Consider the following 15,524-nt stretch of genomic DNA (forward strand, 5'->3'; position numbering starts at 1 on the left):
CGTGCCTGCGACATCGCACAGCGTTGTACGACACAGACCTGACCGTCGAACCGGATGCCCCGGAATAGACGAAGCCCCTGGCGCAATAGCGCAAGGGGCTCTTGCACAAAGATGCTACCCGAGGAAGGACCGAGGTGTCGGCTCCGGAGCCCGCCGAGAACGGCGCGCAGCAGCTTCTGGTGGTCATCGACCCGGTCGCCGGCCGGACCGACGGCGAATCGGTGCGGATCGCGAGAGACGTGCTCAGCGGGGGTGCGGCGGTGAAGATCTGCTTCCCCGAGGGGCCCGACGAGCTGGCGCGGGCCCTGGCCCGGCGCGGCAGCCGGCGCCCCGTGCTGGTGGGCGACGACCGGGCGCTGCTGCGGATGGTCTCGCTGCTGCACCGCGAGCGCGAGCTGACCGCGGGCGCGCTCTCGGTGGTGCCGGTGGGCGCCTCCGTGGAGCTGGCGCGTTCGCTGGGCGTGCCGACGGGCGCGGTGGCGGCGGCGCGGGCGGTGCTGGACGGCGCGGTGCGCCGGCTGGACCTGCTGGTCGACGACAGCGACGGGGTGGTGCTGGGCGATCTGCGGATTCCGGCGCTCCCGGGGCATCCGGGGCCCGGGAGCGCGGCCCGCGATCCGAACGGCGGCGGCGCCGGGGTCGCGCCCGCCGTGGCCTCGGTCTGGCACACCTGCCGCTCCCTGGTCCGTACGCTCGTACGCCCCGTCCCGCACGCCCTCGCGGTCCACACGCACCGGCTGCGGGTCGAGGCGGACGGTGTCGTGCTGAGCGATCTCGACGAACCGGTCGAGGCCGTGATCGTGCGGTCGCGCGGCGGCCGGGCGGAGGTCGTGATCAGGACGCGCGGCGCGGCCGAGCCGGTGCGGGCGAGCGCCCTGTCCGTGACCGTCTCGGGCGCGGACTTCCGCTACCGCGCGGACGCCCGGGTCGCCGGTCCGGTCCGTACGAGGACCTGGACGCTGCGGCCGGGTGCCTGGGGACTGACCCTGCCCACCGGCGCGGGGAGCGGCCCCGCGGTGGCCGGGGCGTACGCGGGTCCCGGCGGCGGTCCCTGCGGGAGCCGGCCCGGCGGCTGACGCCCCCCCTCCACCGGGGGTACGTCTTCTCCCTGGTCAGCGCGGCGGTTACCCTCAGCGTCCGATCAACGCCCGGGGGGACGGAACACATGCACGGCACGTACGGCACCACAGCGGGGAGACCCGGCCCCGCCGGTGGTGAGGACGGGGACACCACAGGCGGGACACGGGCGGCCGTCGCCCTCGACCTCCCCGACACGGCGGAGGCCCTGAGCCGCTACCGGGCGGGGGCCTCCACCTGGGCGCGGGTCGGACCTGCGCTGCTGGTCGGTGTCGCGGTGATCGCGCTGGCCGCCCGGGGACGCGGGCTGTCCTGGCCCGAGGAGGTGCTGCCTCCCCTGTGCGGTCTCGCCGGCTTCACGACCGTGCTGGGCCTGGGCTCCCTGCGGCTGGCCCGCCGGATGAGGAGCCGTCTGGCGGCGGCTCCGTGGACGGCCTGCGCCGCCGTCTCCGTACCGCGCGGGCCGAGTGGCGGGACGGTGGTCCTGCGCGACCCGGTCACCGGTGATCTGTGGCCGCTGGCCGTGATCGCCGTACAGCAGCGCTACCAGCTCGTGGAGCCGGGCCCCGGCGGGGTGCTGTGGTGGTGCGGCGATCCCAGGACCGGCGGGGTGATCGCGCCGCCGGGCGGCGCGGAGCTGATCTGGACGCGGGCGCTGCGCGGGGAAGGGGCACGCCGGCGGCGCGTACGGGCGGCGGTGGGGCGCGGGGTGCTGGAACGGCCGGTTCCGCGTCAGCCGCAGGACGGCTCCGGGCCGCTGCCGGCGCAGACGGCCGCACCCGTACCGCAGGCAGCGCCCGTACCGGCCACGCTCTCCCCCGTCCCGTCCGTCCCGTCCTTCTCGTCCGCTCTCCGCCGCAAGGGCGTCTTCCGCTGGGTGCTGCTCGCGGGCGCGATCGCGCTGGGCGTGGGCATCGCCTCCTCCGAGGCGGCGGAGCGGGACCCGCAGATCGACCTGACCGTGGTCGACGAGCGCTCCGACGGCGCCTGCACGGTGCGGTGGACCGAGCCGTGGAGCGGTGCGCGGCGCGAGGGCGCCTACCACTGCGACCCGGACCGCGATCCCCTCCTCCACGACTGGGAGACCGGCTGGCTGGTCTCGTACGGGCCGTGGAAGGGCGAGCTGTACGACGCCGAGTGGCGCGGCACGATCGCCAACGAGGTGAACGACGTGGTGTTCCTGGCCGGGGCGGTGCTCGTACTGGCCGGTCTGGCCGGGGGCGGCGTACGGCTGCTGCGGCGCCGGGACGAGGCGCCGGGCGACGGCCGGGGCGCCAGAGGCGGCGACCGTCCGACCCTCGCGGCCTTCTCCTCGCCGTCCTCCGCGTCCCCCGCGGTGCCGCGCCCGCGTGCACCCGTCAGCCTCGCCAAGGCCGGCGACCGCCCGGCCGGCGCCCCTCCGGCGGACGGCCGTCCGGCCGGCGCGGACCCCGGGGCGCCGGTCGTCTTCACGTACGCGGCCCTCGCCACCGAGGCGCGCCGCTGGGCCGTCCCGACGGCCGCGGGAGGCCGGTACCGGAGGCCCGACCGCGACATCCGGGAGGTGCCGTGGTGGCGGGTGCGGACGCTGCGGGAGCTGAGTTCGCTGACCGCGGTCCTCCAGAGCGCCGGTGTCGCGGCCGGTGTGGGGCTGCTGTGGCTGATCCCGGGCGAGGAGATGCCGTGGTTGACGCTGCTGATGGGCGCAGCCTGTACGGCGGCGGGGCTGACGGCGCTGTTCCGGCTGGTGCGGCGGGATCTGCCCACGGTGCGCACGCTCGTCCGGGCGGCGCTCGCCCCGGTGCCGGTGCCCAAGCGGTACGTCCTGCTGGACGATCCGTACGGCGCCGGGCCCGTACTGCTGTTCTTCCCCGCCCACGGCGGTGACGACGACCTGCCGGAGGCGCTGCTCGGGGTCCTGCCGCCCGGCACGGCGCGGCGCCCCTGGCTCGGGCTGCCCGCCACCACCGGCGAGGCGGAGCTGCGGGGCTGGCTGGACCCGTCCCCGGCCGTCGTGCCGCGGATCGAGGGCCGGGCGCTGTGGCCCCGGCACCCGTACGAGGAGATCAACCCGAACGATCCGGCGATCCGCGCCTATCTGGAGCAGCTCGCGCCGAACATCACCGCCGCGACCACCACCACCGCGGACCGCACGGAGGGCGCCGACGCCGCGCCCTAGGAACTGCCCTCCGGATGCCGACCGACGACGCCGCGACGACGCCGCGACGACAACACGGAGAGCGTGCGTGCCAGGGCACGCGAGCCCGGCGAGATCCGGACGGCAGACCCTAGGCCTGCCGCTCCGCCCGGCGTTCCTCCTGGCGCGCCCGCCAGCGGTCCATCATGCTCGCCAGTTCCTCCTGCACGAACTCGAAGAACTCGACGGTCTCCGCCAGCCGCGCCCCCGCCGGGGTGTCCCGCCCCAGTGAGTCCGCGCCATCGCGCAGGGCGTTCTCCCAGCGCATGAGCACCGCGTCGCGCTGCGCGAACGTCGTGTACCAGACCTCGTTGTGCACCCGGTAGCGGTCCCGCCGGGAGCCCGGGTCGCGCTCCCGCCCCGCCAGGCCGACCTGGACGAGATAGCGGATCGCGCCCGAGACGGCCGCCGGGCTGATGCCGAGCCGCTCGCTCAGCTCGGCGGAGGTCAGGGAGGCGTCGTCCGAGGAGAGCAGGGCGGCGAAGACCCGCGAGGCGGTCCGCTGCATGCCGGCCTCGGTCATCTCGGCGGCGAACCGCTCCACGAAGCGCGCCACCGCCTCCTCGTTCCGTGACGGGCTGTTGTCGTTCATCGCCTGCTCGTCTCCCTCTCGCTCCCGCTGTCCGCCCGCTCCGCCGTGCGTCCGTGTCCCCGATCTTAACGCGCCCTTTTGACGTTTCCTTAACTTCACAACTTTGTGAACGTAGCGTACTTTCCAAAGCATGACGAAGGCAATCAGCGTCGTGGAACTGCACAAGTCGTTCGGCCGGACCCACGCACTGGACGGCCTCGACCTCACCGTCGGGACCGGTGAGGTCCATGGCTTCCTCGGCCCCAACGGAGCCGGGAAGTCCACCACCATCCGCGTCCTCCTCGGGCTCCTGCGCGCCGACTCCGGCGCGGCCCGGCTCCTCGGCCGCGACCCCTGGCACGACGCGGTCGAGCTGCACCGGCGCGTGGCGTACGTGCCCGGTGACGTGACGCTGTGGCGCAACCTCTCCGGCGGCGAGGTCATCGACCTGTACGGACGGCTGCACGGTGGCGGGGGCCTGGACGGGGCGCGGCGGGCCGCGCTCGTCGAGCGGTTCGAGCTCGACCCGTCCAAGAAGGGTCGTACGTACTCCAAGGGCAACCGCCAGAAGGTCGCGCTGGTCGCCGCGTTCGCCTCCGACGTGGATCTGCTGATCCTCGACGAGCCGACCTCCGGGCTCGACCCGCTGATGGAGGAGGTCTTCCAGAGCTGTGTCGCCGAGGAGCGCGACCGGGGCAGGACCGTGCTCCTCTCCAGCCATGTGCTGAGCGAGGTGGAGGCGCTGTGCGACCGGGTGTCCATCATCCGCAAGGGCGCCACCGTCGAATCGGGCTCGCTGGCCGAACTGCGCCACCTCACCCGTACGAGCGTGAGCGCCGAGCTGGCCGGACCGCCCGCCGGACTCGACCGGCTGCCCGGGGTGCACGATCTCGACGTCCGGGGCACGCGGGTACGGCTCCAGGTCGACACGGACAAGCTGGACGCCGTACTCAGGTGCCTGTCCGCGGCCGGGGTCCGCTCGCTGAGCAGTACGCCGCCGACGCTGGAGGAGCTCTTCCTCCGCCATTACGCGGCCGACGCGCCCGGCGCGGCGACCGGCGGGCCGGTGGCGTCATGACCGCCGGCGCCGCCACCGGCCCCGCACGCGTCCTGCCCGTGGCCCGGACCGGCGGCTCCCGCCCGTACGCGGGCACGGGACCGCTGCTCCGGCTCGCGCTGCGCCGTGACCGGATCCTGCTGCCGGTCTGGGTGCTGGTGCTGGGCGGCTCCTTCCCGTCCGTCGCCCGCTCCCTCGCCTCGATCGCCGGTACGGCCGCCGAACGCGCCGACCTCGGCCGCTCCCTCGCGGCCAACGGCTCGCTGCGCGCGCTGTACGGCCCCGTCTTCAGCGACTCGGTCGGCGGGCTCACGGCCGTACGGATGACCACGTTCGGCGCCGCGCTCGCCGCCGTGCTCAGCCTGACCGTCGTCGTACGGCACACCCGGGAGGAAGAGGAGACCGGCCGCCAGGACATGCTCTCCGCCGCGATGGTCGGGCGCCGGGCGCCGCTGACCGCCGCGCTGCTCACGGCCCTGATCGCGCAGACCGCGCTGGCGCTGGTGATCGCGGCGGGGCTGGCCGGGGTGACCGGCGACACCGCCGGTTCCGCGGCGCTCGGTGTCGCGGTGGGCGGCGTCGGGATGCTCTTCGCGTGCACCGCCGCGATCGCCGCGCAGATCACCGGGAACGCCCGGCTCGCACGGGGCCTGACGGCCGCGGTCATCGGCGCCGCGTTCGTCCTCAAGGCGGCGGGCGACGCCGCGACCGCCGACGGCTCCTCGCCGCTGACCTGGCTCTCCCCGCTGGGCTGGGCCGAGCACGTACGCGCCTACGCGGACGAGCGGTGGTGGGTGCCGCTCCTGCTGCTGGCGGCCGTCGCGGTCCAGGCGGTCCTCGCGTACGCCCTCGCCGGCCGGCGCGACATCGGCATGAGCTTCCTGCCGGCGCGGCCGGGCCCCGCCGAAGGCCGGCTCGCCACGGCGGGCGGGCTGGCGTGGCGGCTCCAGCGCGGCGGTCTGTACGGCTGGGGCGCCGGGTTCCTGCTGAGCGGGATCATGTTCGGCGGGATCACGAACGGCGCGGCCGAGCTGGTCGGCGACAACGAGGGCACCCGCGAGATCATCCGGCGGATGGGCGGCGAACAGGGGCTGACGGACGCGTTCGTCGCCGCGATGGTGGGCCTGCTCGGCCTGGTGGCCGCGGTGTACGCGGTCGCCTCCGTCCTGCGGCTGTACGGCGAGGAGACCGGCGGCCGGGCCGAACCGGTCCTCGCGGGCGCGGTCGGCCGGCTGCGCTGGGCCGCCGGCCATCTGCTGATCGCCTTCGGCGGCGCCGTACTGATCATGCTGCTCGGCGGGGTGGGCCTCTTCCTGGGCCACGGCCAGGACCTGCCCGGGATCCTCGGCGCCTGCCTGGTCCAACTGCCCGCGATCTGGCTGCTGGGCGCGGTGGCGGTCCTGCTGTACGGGGTCTTCCCGAGGGCCACCCCGGCGGCCTGGGCGGTGAGCGGCCTGGCCCTGGCCCTCGGCTGGCTCGGCCCGGCCCTCGACCTCCCCCGGCCGCTGATGAACCTGTCGCCCTTCGGCCACCTCCCGAAACTCCCGGGCACGGAGATGACCTGGCCCCCGGTCCTCGCCCTGACGGCCCTGGCCGCGGCGCTGGTGGCGGCGGGGCTGGCGGGGCTGCGGCGACGGGATGTGCTGGGCTGAGCCGGGCGGGCACGCCCGCGAACGGCCCGCTCCGTCCACAGGCTGGGGATGAAGCGGGCCGTGGCCCGCACCTTGGCCGCGTACGCGGCCCGCATGACCGGCCCGCGCGCAGCCGAAACGATCCTTCCCGGTCCGGCCATCCCATGAGCGATCACATGACGAGTACTCGCCACCCCGGCCCCGCGTCCCGCACCGTCACCCCGGCGTCACCAGCCGTGCCTCGTACGCGAACACCGCCGCCTGCGTCCGGTCGCGCAGCCCCAGCTTCACCAGGATCCGGCTCACGTGCGTCTTGATCGTGGACTCCGCGACCACCAGGTGCTCCGCGATCTCCGCGTTCGACAGGCCCTGCGCGATCAGGACCAGAACCTCCGTCTCGCGCTCGGTCAGCTCGCCGATCCGGGCCATCGCCGGGCCGCGCGGGGTGTCCGAGAGCTTGGAGAACTCCGTGATCAGGCGGCGCGTGACCGTCGGCGCCAGCAGGGCCTCGCCGGAGGCCACCACCCGTACCCCGTCCGCGAGCTGCCGCGCCGAGGCGTCCTTCAGGAGGAAGCCGGAGGCACCGGCGCGCAGCGCCTGGTACACGTACTCGTCCAGGTCGAACGTGGTCAGGACCAGCACCTTCGCGGTGGCGTCGGCCGCGACGATCTCCCGGGTCGCCTCGATGCCGTTCAGCTCGGGCATCCGGATGTCCATCAGGACGACGTCGGGGCGGAGCACCGCCACCTGCCGGACCGCCTCGCGGCCGTTCACCGCCTCGCCGATCACCTCGATGTCCGGCATCGCGTTCAGCAGCACCGAGAAGCCCTCGCGGACCATCACCTGGTCGTCGACGATCAGCACCCTGATGGTCATGACGCGTCCCCGTCCCGCACGACGGCCACCGGAATGAAGGCCGCGACCTCGTAGCCGCCGTCCTCCGTGAGGTCCGCGGTCATCTCGCCGTTCAGCATCGTGACACGCTCCCGCATGCCCGTGACCCCGTGCCCCGCCCCCGGCGACGGCTTGACCAGTCCGCGCGGCGGTGTGTTGACGATGCGCAGCCCCAGGCCGCCGAGCACATAGGCGATCTCGACGCGTGCCGTCGACCCGGGCGCGTGGCGCAGCGCGTTGCTCAGCGCCTCCTGGACGATGCGGTACGCCGACAGCTCCACGCCCTGCGGCAGCTCCCGCACCGCGCCGGTGATCGTCTTCTCCACGGTGAGGCCCGCGTCCCGGACGTTGTCGATCAGGCCGTCGAGTTCGGCGAGCGTGGGCTGCGGGGCGTCCGGCGCCTCGTAGTCGTCCGCCCGTACGACACCGAGGATGCGGCGCAGCTCGGTCAGGGCGGCGACGGCGTTCTCTCGGATCGTGACGAACGCCTGCTCCAGCTCGGGCGGCGGATTCTCCACCCGGTACGGCGCGGCCTCGGCCTGGATGGCGACCACCGACATGTGGTGGGCGACCACGTCGTGCAGCTCGCGGGCGATGGTGGTGCGCTCCTCCAGCAGTGTGCGCCGGCCCCGCTCGACGGCGGTGACGCTCTGCTGCGCGGCGACCTCCTGGTCCGCCTTGCGGCGGACCTGGACCATGCTCACCAGCAGCAGGGCGAGCGCGGAGGCGAAGAGCATCGCGGCGGAGGTGGAGTAGCCGTAGCTGTACGAGCGGTTGAAGAAGACCTCGGAGAACGCGGCGTACGCGGCGGTCAGCCCCCACATCCAGGCGGCGGTGCGCGGGGTGGTGCGGAGGGCCACCACCGTGATCACCGCGAGGTAGCCGACGAAGGAGGTGGGCGTCCAGGGCCAGTCGTGGTGGGTGAAGACGTTGGTGACGAGGGTGACCCCCAGCGCGCCCCACCAGGCGAGGACGGGCCTGACCAGCGTCAGCAGGAGCGGGAACACCCCCAGGAACCCGATCGCACCGGCGCCGCCTTCGACGGAGAACGTGAACATCAACAGCGCCGCGACGATGATCACGGCGTGCGGGATCCACCTCGCCAGCTCGCGTATCTGCTCGGGCAGCCGGCGCATGAAACGGCCGTCCGTCCGCATGGGCGGCAGCGGCCGGTAGTCGAAGGCGCTGTGGATGAGGTCGTGGCGGAGGCTGCCGTAGGCACCCTTGGCCATGCGGAGCTCGTGGTCCCTGGGCTTCGCGGATTCGGTTTCGGTCACGTTTCCACGGTAGGGGGCGGACCGGGGCGCGGGCGTCACCAGCGAAGCGGATCCTCCGCCGTCCGTCCCAGGTACTACGAGGGTGACCTGCGGGTTACCCGAGAGCGCCCGGCGCCCGCGCGCCCACCGGCGCGGTGCGGGCCACCGGCGCGGGGCGGGCCGCCGGGGCGAGGAGGGCCACCGGCGCGGGGCGGGCCACCCCGGGCACCGCCCGCCGCGCTCACCAGGCGAGCTGGGCGATCTCCTCCGCGACCACCGCGCACGCGTCCGCCGACGGGTCCACCAGCGGGAAGTGCCCGACGTCCTCCAGCAGCGTCAGCCCGACCAGCTCACCGGCGAGGCCCGCGGCGTCCACGTACGCCTCGGAGACCTCGTACGGCACGGTGAGGTCCGTACGTCCCTGCACCACCGTCGTCGCGATCCCGGTCGGCAGCAGCGCGGCCGGGTCCGCGCTCTCCCTGCGCCCCTTGAACTCCTTCTCGCCGCCGAGGAGCTGGAGCACCGCCCCGCCGCACACCGACAGCTCGACGGCGCGTACGAGGTCCGCGATCGGGGCCAGCGCGACGACCCCGCGCAGCGGCGGCGGCTGCGGCAGCCGCCAGGGCGAGCCCTCGGGCAGCACATGCCGGGCCGCCGCCCAGAGCGCCAGGTGGCCGCCGGCGGAGTGCCCCGTCACGACCGTGCGCCGTACGTCGGCCTGCGGCAGCGCGGCGGCGGCGAGCGCGGGCAGGGCGTCGAGGGCGGCGGCCACGTCGTCGAACGTGTCGGGCCAGCGCCCCGCCACCGGGGCCCCGCCGTCCTCGGGGGAGCCGGGCCCGCGCCGGTACTCGACATTGGCGACGGCGAAGCCGCGCCGGGCCAGGAAGTCCGCGAAGGGGGTGAGGTGCCACCGGTCGTACGGTGCGCGCCACGCGCCGCCGTGCAGGACGACGACGAGCGGCACGCGCTCCTGGTTGCCCCGGGGGGCGTAGAAATCGATCACCTGATCAGGGTGTTCGCCGTACGCGGCGGTGGCGTCGGGCCGGACGACCGGACGTTCGAGGACCGATGCGGTCTCTGCGGCGTCGCGGGCCACGGCGTCGCGGGCCACGACATCGTGCGCGGCGGCGTCGTGCGCGGCGGGGTCCGGCATCTTGCTCCAACCTTTCGGTACGGGGACCGAATTGACCTGATCAGCCGGGACGCTATCAGCCCTGCGGGCGTCGCCGTCACCGCCGACCGGGCGCCACCTGCCCCGGCACCGCGGCCAGTACCTCGCCGAGCACCCGCGCCGCCCGCTCCGCGTCCGCGAAGCCCACGTACAGCGGGGTGAACCCGAAGCGCAGCAGGTCCGGCCTGCGCAGGTCACCGACCACCCCGCGGGCGATCAGCTCGTCCATCACCGCGGGCGCCTCCGGGCACCGCAGAGCGACCTGACTGCCGCGCTCGGCGTGGGCGATGGGGGTCGGCGAACTCACCCGGCCCGGTGGGGCGTACGCCTCCACGCACTCCAGGAAGAAGTCCGTCAGCGCCAGGCTCTTCGCCCGTACGTCGGCGATCCGTACGTCCGCCCAGACGTCGAGCGCGGCGTCCAGCGCCAGCATGGAGAGGATGTCGGGGGTGCCGACCCGGCCCCGTACCGCGCCGTCCGCCGCCTCGAAGCCGTCGGCCATCGCGAACGGGTCGGCGTGCGCGTTCCACCCCGGCAGCGGGGAGTCGAAGCGGGCCTGGTGGCGCTCGGCGACATAGAGGAAGGCGGGCGAACCGGGCCCGCCGTTCAGGAACTTGTACGTGCAGCCGACCGCGAGGTCCACCCCGTGCGCGTCCAGTCCGACCGGCAGCGCGCCCGCGCTGTGGCACAGGTCCCAGACGGCGAGCGCCCCCGCCTCGTGCGCGGCGGCGGTGATCCCGGGGAGGTCGTGGAGGCGCCCCGTACGGAAGTCGACGTGGTTGACGAGGACGGCGGCGGTACGGGGGCCGATCGCGGCGGGCAGTTCGGCCGGGGCGAGAGAAACGATACGGCAGCCGGTCATCCGGGCGGCGGACCGCGCGATGTACCCGTCCGTGGGGAAGGTCGTCGCGTCGACCAGCACCTCGGTACGGCCCTCGTCGGACCCGCGGCCCTGACCGGACCCGCGGTCCTGGCCGGCCCCGGGGCCCCGGCCGGACGCACGGTCCTGGCCGGACGCACGGTCCTGGCCGGACGCGCGGTCCTGGCCGGCGAGGCGTACGGCGGCCACCACCGCCTTGAAGACATTCACACTGGTCGAGTCCCCGACCACGATCTGCCCGGGGGCCGCACCGACGAGCGGGGCGATCCGGTCGCCCATCCGCTCGGGCGCGGTCCACCAGCCGCTCTCGGTCCAGGAGCGGATACCCAGCTCGCCCCACTGACGGACCATCACATCCCGTACACGCTCGGGGACATGGCGGGGCAGCGCGCCCAACGAGTTCCCGTCGAGATAGACGGAGCCCTCGTTGAGGGCGAACAGCTCGCGCAGCGGCGCGAGTTCGTCGGCGGCGTCGAGCGCGGCACCCCGCGCGACCAGCCCGGCCGGGTCGGACACCTGCACGGGCTCAGACATGGCTGCGCGCCGTCCACAGCTCGGGGAAGACGTTCTTGGCGGCCCGTTTCTCCAGCCAGGCGACGCCCGCGGAGCCGCCGGTACCGGTCTTGGAGCCCATCGCGCGCCGGGTCGCCACCAGATGGTCGTTGCGCCAGCGCCACACCAGCTCGGCGACATCGGTCAACGCCTCGCCGAGCACGACGAGTTCCGGGTCGGTGTCCTGGTCGCCGTAGATCCGGGTCCACGCCTCCTCGACCTCGGGCACCGCCTCGTAACGCCGCGCGAGATCGCGGCCGAGGACCGCGTCCGGCACCGGCAGCCCGCGCCGGGCCAGCAGCCGCAGCACCTCGTCGTACAGGCTCGGCTCCTGGAGCGCCTTCTCCAGCTCGGCGTGGACGCGCGGGGCGCCCCGGTGCGGTACGAGCATCGACGCGGACTTCTCGCCGAGCAGGAACTCCATGCGCCGGTACATCGCGGACTGGAAGCCGGAGCCCTCGCCGAGCGCCCCGCGGTACGCGTTGAACTGCGCGGGCGTCAGCCGGGCGAGCGGCTGCCAGGAGGCGTTGAGCGCCTCCAGCTCGCGTGCGGAGCGGCGGAGCGCGTCGATCGCGACCTGGGTACGGTCCTCGCGCAGCGCGCGGGAGGCCGTCTCCCACTCGTGGACGATGACGGTGAACCACAACTCCATGACCTGGGTGGTGACGAGGAAGACCATCTCGCCGGGGTCGTCGGAGCGCGGATGCTGCAAGTGGGTGAGGACGTCCGCCTGGACGTAGTCCTCGTACGGGGTCGTCCCGGCGAAGTCGAGATTCGGGGCTTCCGAACCGGCTCCGGGGACATCGGGGGTGTACGACATCTCTGTCTCCTCGACATGTGCCGGGTAGCGGTCCGCCCCTTTCCGTCTGTGGCTACGGAGCTCCGGTCCCCTTGCGGGCATCATAATCCGGGTCCCGCCCGCCGCGCCCGCCCCGTCGGCCCCCGCCCGCCGGGGGCATGGCGCTCCCCGGCACTCCGGGCCCGGCGCCCACGCTCAGAGGCCGGGGCCCTCGATGTACGTTCCGTCCTTGTCGTACGGCCAGGCGTTGGAACGGCAGCCGTCGAGCCCCTTGATCTGCTGCATCATCACCGGGGCGAGCTCGCCGGGCCCACCGCAGCCGAGGTGCTGCCGGAGGCCGATCTCATGGCCGACCTCGTGGTTGATGATGAGGTGGCGGTACTCGGCGGGCTCCCCGTCGAACTGCGGCGAGCCCAGCAGCCAGCGCCGCAGGTTGACCACGACACCGTCGACGGTCTCGCAGTTCAGCTCGCCGCGCGTGTTCAGCCCGTGGGCGAGGCAGAGCCGGTCGGCGGTGGCCGGGGTGGCGATACGGATGACGAAGTCGGCGCCCGAGGAGACGAGCTGGAAACGGCCCCGGTCGTGCGCGGCCCAGCCCTGCGGGTGGGCGAGGATCTTCTCGATCTCGCCGGCGGCGTCCGCGGCGGAGACGTCGACCCCCTTCTCGACCTGCACGCTGTAGCGGCGCAGCGGTCCGGAGCCGACGGGGTCGCCCTGCGCCTGGGCGGTGGTGAAGGTGCCGGGGCCGGAGACCGGGACATCGGCCGAGGTCATGGGCGTCGGGCTGGTCGTCGGCGTGGGCTTCGTCGCCGGCTTCCCGGGGCTCCGCGTCGTCCCCGGTTCCGGCTCCGTTCCGGTCTCCGGGGAGGCCGTCCGCGAGGCGCCGCCCTTGGCGCCGTCCTGCTGCGCGTCCGCCTCCGCCCGGGTGCCGGGCCAGGAGGCGACGACGGCGCCGCCGATGACCAGCACGGCGAGCGCGATCCCCGCCGCCAGCAGGGGGCGGGCCGGGCGTCGCCCGCGTCCGTAACGGCGCATGTCCTGGCGGTCACCGCCACCGAGGACGGACGTTCCACGACGTCTCGGACGGATGGCGGCGCGCTTGCCCAAAACGAATGTCTCCCTGATCGAACCCGGTCACCATCGGCACCGGTGGCGGTCGCCGTCGGCACCGCCGGCGGTCACCGTAGGCACCGGTCCCGGTCACCTTCGGTACCGGCAGCGACATTCGCTCACCTATGCGAAGGCCACGCCCTGAGAGACGGGCGGGGCCTTCGAAGGGTTCCTTCACAGGACACACATCGCGGGGTTCAGGACACGAGGTGGCTCAAAAGGCGCCATCAGGAGGGGACCGGCACTCGGAGATACGTACCGCGACCTGCTCCGACTCAGTCCGGGAGCCTTCTGCTCGCTCCGGAAGCGACCGGACCCCGAATGGTTTCAGCCGAGGGTGTCGGCGGCGAGCGGGGAGGAGTCGCGCAGGAACGTCGCGCAGCGCTCGTACTCCGCCTCCTCGCCGATCGCCTGGGCGGCGCGGGCGAGCGCGTGCAGGGCGCGCAGGAAACCGCGGTTCGGCTCGTGCTCCCACGGCACCGGGCCGTGCCCCTTCCAGCCACTGCGCCGCAGGGAGTCGAGCCCGCGGTGGTAGCCGGTCCTGGCGTACGCGTACGACTCGACGACCCGCCCGTTCTCGTACGCGCCGTCCGCGAGCTGCGCCCAGGCCAGCGACGAGGTCGGGTACTTCGCGGCGACATCGGCCGGCGGCGTACCGTTCGCGAGCAGCTCACGCGGCTCGGGATCGTCGGGCAGTTCGGTGGGGGGCGGTCCCCCCAGAAGGTTTTCGTGGATACCCATGCCTACAGTCTGCCTTGCCCCGCCCGGCCCGCGGTCACCGGAACCGGCCCCTCAGCCCGCCCCGCCCCGCTCCCCCGGCCGGTCCGTCTCCAGGGGCGGCGTCAGCCCGCAGTTGACCCGGCACTCGGGCTCCGGCCGCCCGGCCGCCTCGCGCCCCGGCGACCGTACCGTCGCCCAGGCGATCAGCGCGCCCACCACCAGCACCCCCGCGAGCATCGGCATCGCCCGCCGGAACGCCGCGTCGAACTGGGTCGCCGAGCGGTACACCTCCGGCCCCATGCCCGCCAGCAGCGGCAGCGCCGCCACCGCGACCAGGCCCGCCGCGCGGGCCGCCGCGTTGTTGATGCCGCTGGCCAGCCCGGCCCGCGCGATGTCGACCGAGGCGAGCACCGTCGCCGTCAGCGGCGCGACCAGCGTCACCATGCCCATCCCCAGCACCACCAGGGCCGGCAGCACATCCACCGGATAGGAGGCGTGCGGGCCCACGCGCAGCATCAGCATCAGACCCGCGGCGCACAGCAGCGGCCCCACCGTGAGCGGCAGCCGGGGCCCGATCCGCTGCGCCAGCGCGCCGGACCGCGCCGAGAGCAGCAGCATCAGCACCGTCGTCGGCAGCAGGGCCGCGCCCGCGCGCAGCGCCGAGTACCCGGCGACGACCTGGAGCTGGAGCGAGGCGAGGAAGAAGAAACCGCCGAACGCCGCGTACACGCACAGCGTCACCACGTTCACCGAGGTGAACAGCCGGGACCGGAAGATCGACGGCGGCAGCATCGGATCGGCCCGGCGCCGTTCCACCCGTACGAAGGCCACCGCGACCAGCACCCCCGCCACCCCCGGCCAGACCGTCCTGGCGATGAGCGCGTACGTGACCAGCGCCAGCGCCGCCGCGCCGAGCACCGCGCCCAGCACGTCGAACCTCCCGTGCGCCGCCGGGTCCCGGGTCTCCGGTACATGGCGCAGCGCCACCGGTACGCAGACGGCGGCCAGCGGCACATTGATCAGGAACACCCAGCGCCAGCCGGGCCCGTCCACCAGCCAGCCGCCGAGGAACGGCCCGATCGCCGCCCCGACCCCGCCGAGCCCCGACCACAGACCGACGGCGCGCGCCCGGTCGTCCTGGTGGAAGCTGGCCTGGATGATCGCGAGGGAGCCGGGCACGAGCAGCGCGCCGCCCACCCCCTGGAGGGCGCGGGCGGTGATCAGGATGGCCACGTCCGGCGCGATCCCGCACAGCAGCGACCCGAGCGCGAACCACACCACGCCGATGACGAAGACGCGCCGCCGCCCGTACCGGTCGCCGAGCGAACCGCCGAGCAGGATCAGCCCGGCCAGCGTGACCATGTAGGCGTTGACGGTCCACTGGAGCGCCGCGAGATCGGCGTCGAGCGAGTCACCGATGTGCGGCAGCGCGACATTGACGACCGTGGAGTCGAGCAGGGCCATGCTCGAACCGAGCACCGTCGTCAGGATGACCCAGCGTCCCCGGGCCGAGGACAGCCTGATGTCCATACGGGGATCATCCCCGCAGCGCCCCCGGAAAGCGACCCGGCGGATGCCGCACGTGCGTGGGGGGGGCGGGCCGGGGGGGGGCGGGGGGGGGGGCGGGCGC

The 15,524-nt window shown here is 74.4% G+C and carries 13 protein-coding genes; 4 read left to right on the plus strand and 9 right to left on the minus strand.

Annotated elements, in window-relative coordinates; genetic code table 11:
• Window positions 1-134 precede the first annotated feature (134 nt).
• Window positions 135-1,076: a diacylglycerol kinase family protein gene (locus tag ACFXPK_RS23165; RefSeq protein WP_385078226.1), complete on the plus strand. Its 942-nt coding sequence runs from the start codon at window positions 135-137 to the stop codon at window positions 1,074-1,076.
• A gap of 89 nt (window positions 1,077-1,165) precedes the next feature.
• Window positions 1,166-3,235, plus strand: a complete 2,070-nt coding sequence (locus tag ACFXPK_RS23170; protein WP_385078229.1) for a hypothetical protein — start codon at window positions 1,166-1,168, stop codon at window positions 3,233-3,235.
• Between the two features lie 109 nt (window positions 3,236-3,344).
• Here the strand turns inward: ACFXPK_RS23170 and ACFXPK_RS23175 are convergent, their stop codons facing one another.
• Window positions 3,345-3,845 (minus strand): GbsR/MarR family transcriptional regulator, encoded by a 501-nt coding sequence (locus ACFXPK_RS23175; RefSeq protein WP_384993343.1) that lies wholly within the window; start codon window positions 3,843-3,845, stop codon window positions 3,345-3,347.
• A 130-nt stretch (window positions 3,846-3,975) separates the two neighbouring features.
• On the opposite strand from ACFXPK_RS23175, the gene ACFXPK_RS23180 reads away from it, so the two are divergent.
• Together ACFXPK_RS23180 and ACFXPK_RS23185 are read left to right on the plus strand one after the other, a co-directional pair.
• Entirely contained in the window at window positions 3,976-4,902 is a 927-nt protein-coding gene (locus tag ACFXPK_RS23180) for an ATP-binding cassette domain-containing protein (RefSeq protein ID WP_385078232.1), read from the plus strand.
• A complete protein-coding gene (locus tag ACFXPK_RS23185; protein WP_385078235.1) occupies window positions 4,899-6,533 on the plus strand; it encodes an ABC transporter permease in 1,635 nt (544 codons plus the stop codon). The genes ACFXPK_RS23180 and ACFXPK_RS23185 overlap by 4 nt, the downstream gene beginning before the upstream one ends.
• Before the next feature lie 195 nt (window positions 6,534-6,728).
• On the opposite strand, the gene ACFXPK_RS23190 is transcribed toward ACFXPK_RS23185, so the two are convergent.
• The 8 genes from ACFXPK_RS23190 to ACFXPK_RS23225 form a co-directional block, all read right to left on the minus strand.
• The gene (locus ACFXPK_RS23190) at window positions 6,729-7,388 is read right to left on the minus strand and encodes a response regulator (protein WP_384993333.1); all 660 of its coding nucleotides are present in this window, start codon (window positions 7,386-7,388) and stop codon (window positions 6,729-6,731) included.
• Window positions 7,385-8,683 carry a sensor histidine kinase gene (locus ACFXPK_RS23195; protein ID WP_384993330.1) on the minus strand — a complete coding sequence of 433 codons (1,299 nt, stop codon included), beginning with the start codon at window positions 8,681-8,683 and terminating at the stop codon, window positions 7,385-7,387. The genes ACFXPK_RS23190 and ACFXPK_RS23195 overlap by 4 nt, the downstream gene beginning before the upstream one ends.
• Before the next feature lie 220 nt (window positions 8,684-8,903).
• On the minus strand, window positions 8,904-9,815 hold the full coding sequence (locus ACFXPK_RS23200; RefSeq protein WP_384993328.1) for an alpha/beta hydrolase: 912 nt from the start codon (window positions 9,813-9,815) through the stop codon (window positions 8,904-8,906).
• Between the two features lie 76 nt (window positions 9,816-9,891).
• Window positions 9,892-11,247, minus strand: a complete 1,356-nt coding sequence (locus ACFXPK_RS23205; RefSeq protein WP_385078240.1) for a kynureninase — start codon at window positions 11,245-11,247, stop codon at window positions 9,892-9,894.
• Entirely contained in the window at window positions 11,240-12,085 is an 846-nt protein-coding gene (locus ACFXPK_RS23210; protein ID WP_384993324.1) for a tryptophan 2,3-dioxygenase family protein, read from the minus strand. Before ACFXPK_RS23210 ends, ACFXPK_RS23205 begins: the two co-directional genes overlap by 8 nt.
• Before the next feature lie 174 nt (window positions 12,086-12,259).
• Complete coding sequence (locus ACFXPK_RS23215) at window positions 12,260-13,099, minus strand: DUF3152 domain-containing protein (protein ID WP_385078243.1); 840 nt, start codon at window positions 13,097-13,099, stop codon at window positions 12,260-12,262.
• Window positions 13,100-13,501: 402 nt separating this feature from the next.
• Window positions 13,502-13,915 (minus strand): DUF3151 domain-containing protein, encoded by a 414-nt coding sequence (locus ACFXPK_RS23220; protein WP_385007890.1) that lies wholly within the window; start codon window positions 13,913-13,915, stop codon window positions 13,502-13,504.
• 51 nt (window positions 13,916-13,966) lie between these two features.
• Window positions 13,967-15,424 carry an MFS transporter gene (locus ACFXPK_RS23225; RefSeq protein ID WP_385007892.1) on the minus strand — a complete coding sequence of 486 codons (1,458 nt, stop codon included), beginning with the start codon at window positions 15,422-15,424 and terminating at the stop codon, window positions 13,967-13,969.
• Window positions 15,425-15,524: the final 100 nt, after the last annotated feature.

Source organism: Streptomyces sp. NPDC059142 (assembly GCF_042755665.1).
Taxonomy (GTDB): Bacteria; Actinomycetota; Actinomycetes; order Streptomycetales; family Streptomycetaceae; genus Streptomyces.

What these genes read in the sequence shown, in the direction of transcription:
- ACFXPK_RS23170 (WP_385078229.1), top strand. Translation starts at nt 1,166, where the DNA reads ATGCACGGCACGTACGGCACCACAGCGGGGAGACCCGGCCCCGCCGGT.
- ACFXPK_RS23175 (WP_384993343.1), bottom strand. Translation starts at nt 3,845, where the DNA reads ATGAACGACAACAGCCCGTCACGGAACGAGGAGGCGGTGGCGCGCTTC.
- ACFXPK_RS23180 (WP_385078232.1), top strand. Translation starts at nt 3,976, where the DNA reads ATGACGAAGGCAATCAGCGTCGTGGAACTGCACAAGTCGTTCGGCCGG.
- ACFXPK_RS23185 (WP_385078235.1), top strand. Translation starts at nt 4,899, where the DNA reads ATGACCGCCGGCGCCGCCACCGGCCCCGCACGCGTCCTGCCCGTGGCC.
- ACFXPK_RS23190 (WP_384993333.1), bottom strand. Translation starts at nt 7,388, where the DNA reads ATGACCATCAGGGTGCTGATCGTCGACGACCAGGTGATGGTCCGCGAG.
- ACFXPK_RS23200 (WP_384993328.1), bottom strand. Translation starts at nt 9,815, where the DNA reads ATGCCGGACCCCGCCGCGCACGACGCCGCCGCGCACGATGTCGTGGCC.
- ACFXPK_RS23205 (WP_385078240.1), bottom strand. Translation starts at nt 11,247, where the DNA reads ATGTCTGAGCCCGTGCAGGTGTCCGACCCGGCCGGGCTGGTCGCGCGG.
- ACFXPK_RS23210 (WP_384993324.1), bottom strand. Translation starts at nt 12,085, where the DNA reads ATGTCGTACACCCCCGATGTCCCCGGAGCCGGTTCGGAAGCCCCGAAT.
- ACFXPK_RS23215 (WP_385078243.1), bottom strand. Translation starts at nt 13,099, where the DNA reads ATGCGCCGTTACGGACGCGGGCGACGCCCGGCCCGCCCCCTGCTGGCG.
- ACFXPK_RS23220 (WP_385007890.1), bottom strand. Translation starts at nt 13,915, where the DNA reads ATGGGTATCCACGAAAACCTTCTGGGGGGACCGCCCCCCACCGAACTG.
- ACFXPK_RS23225 (WP_385007892.1), bottom strand. Translation starts at nt 15,424, where the DNA reads ATGGACATCAGGCTGTCCTCGGCCCGGGGACGCTGGGTCATCCTGACG.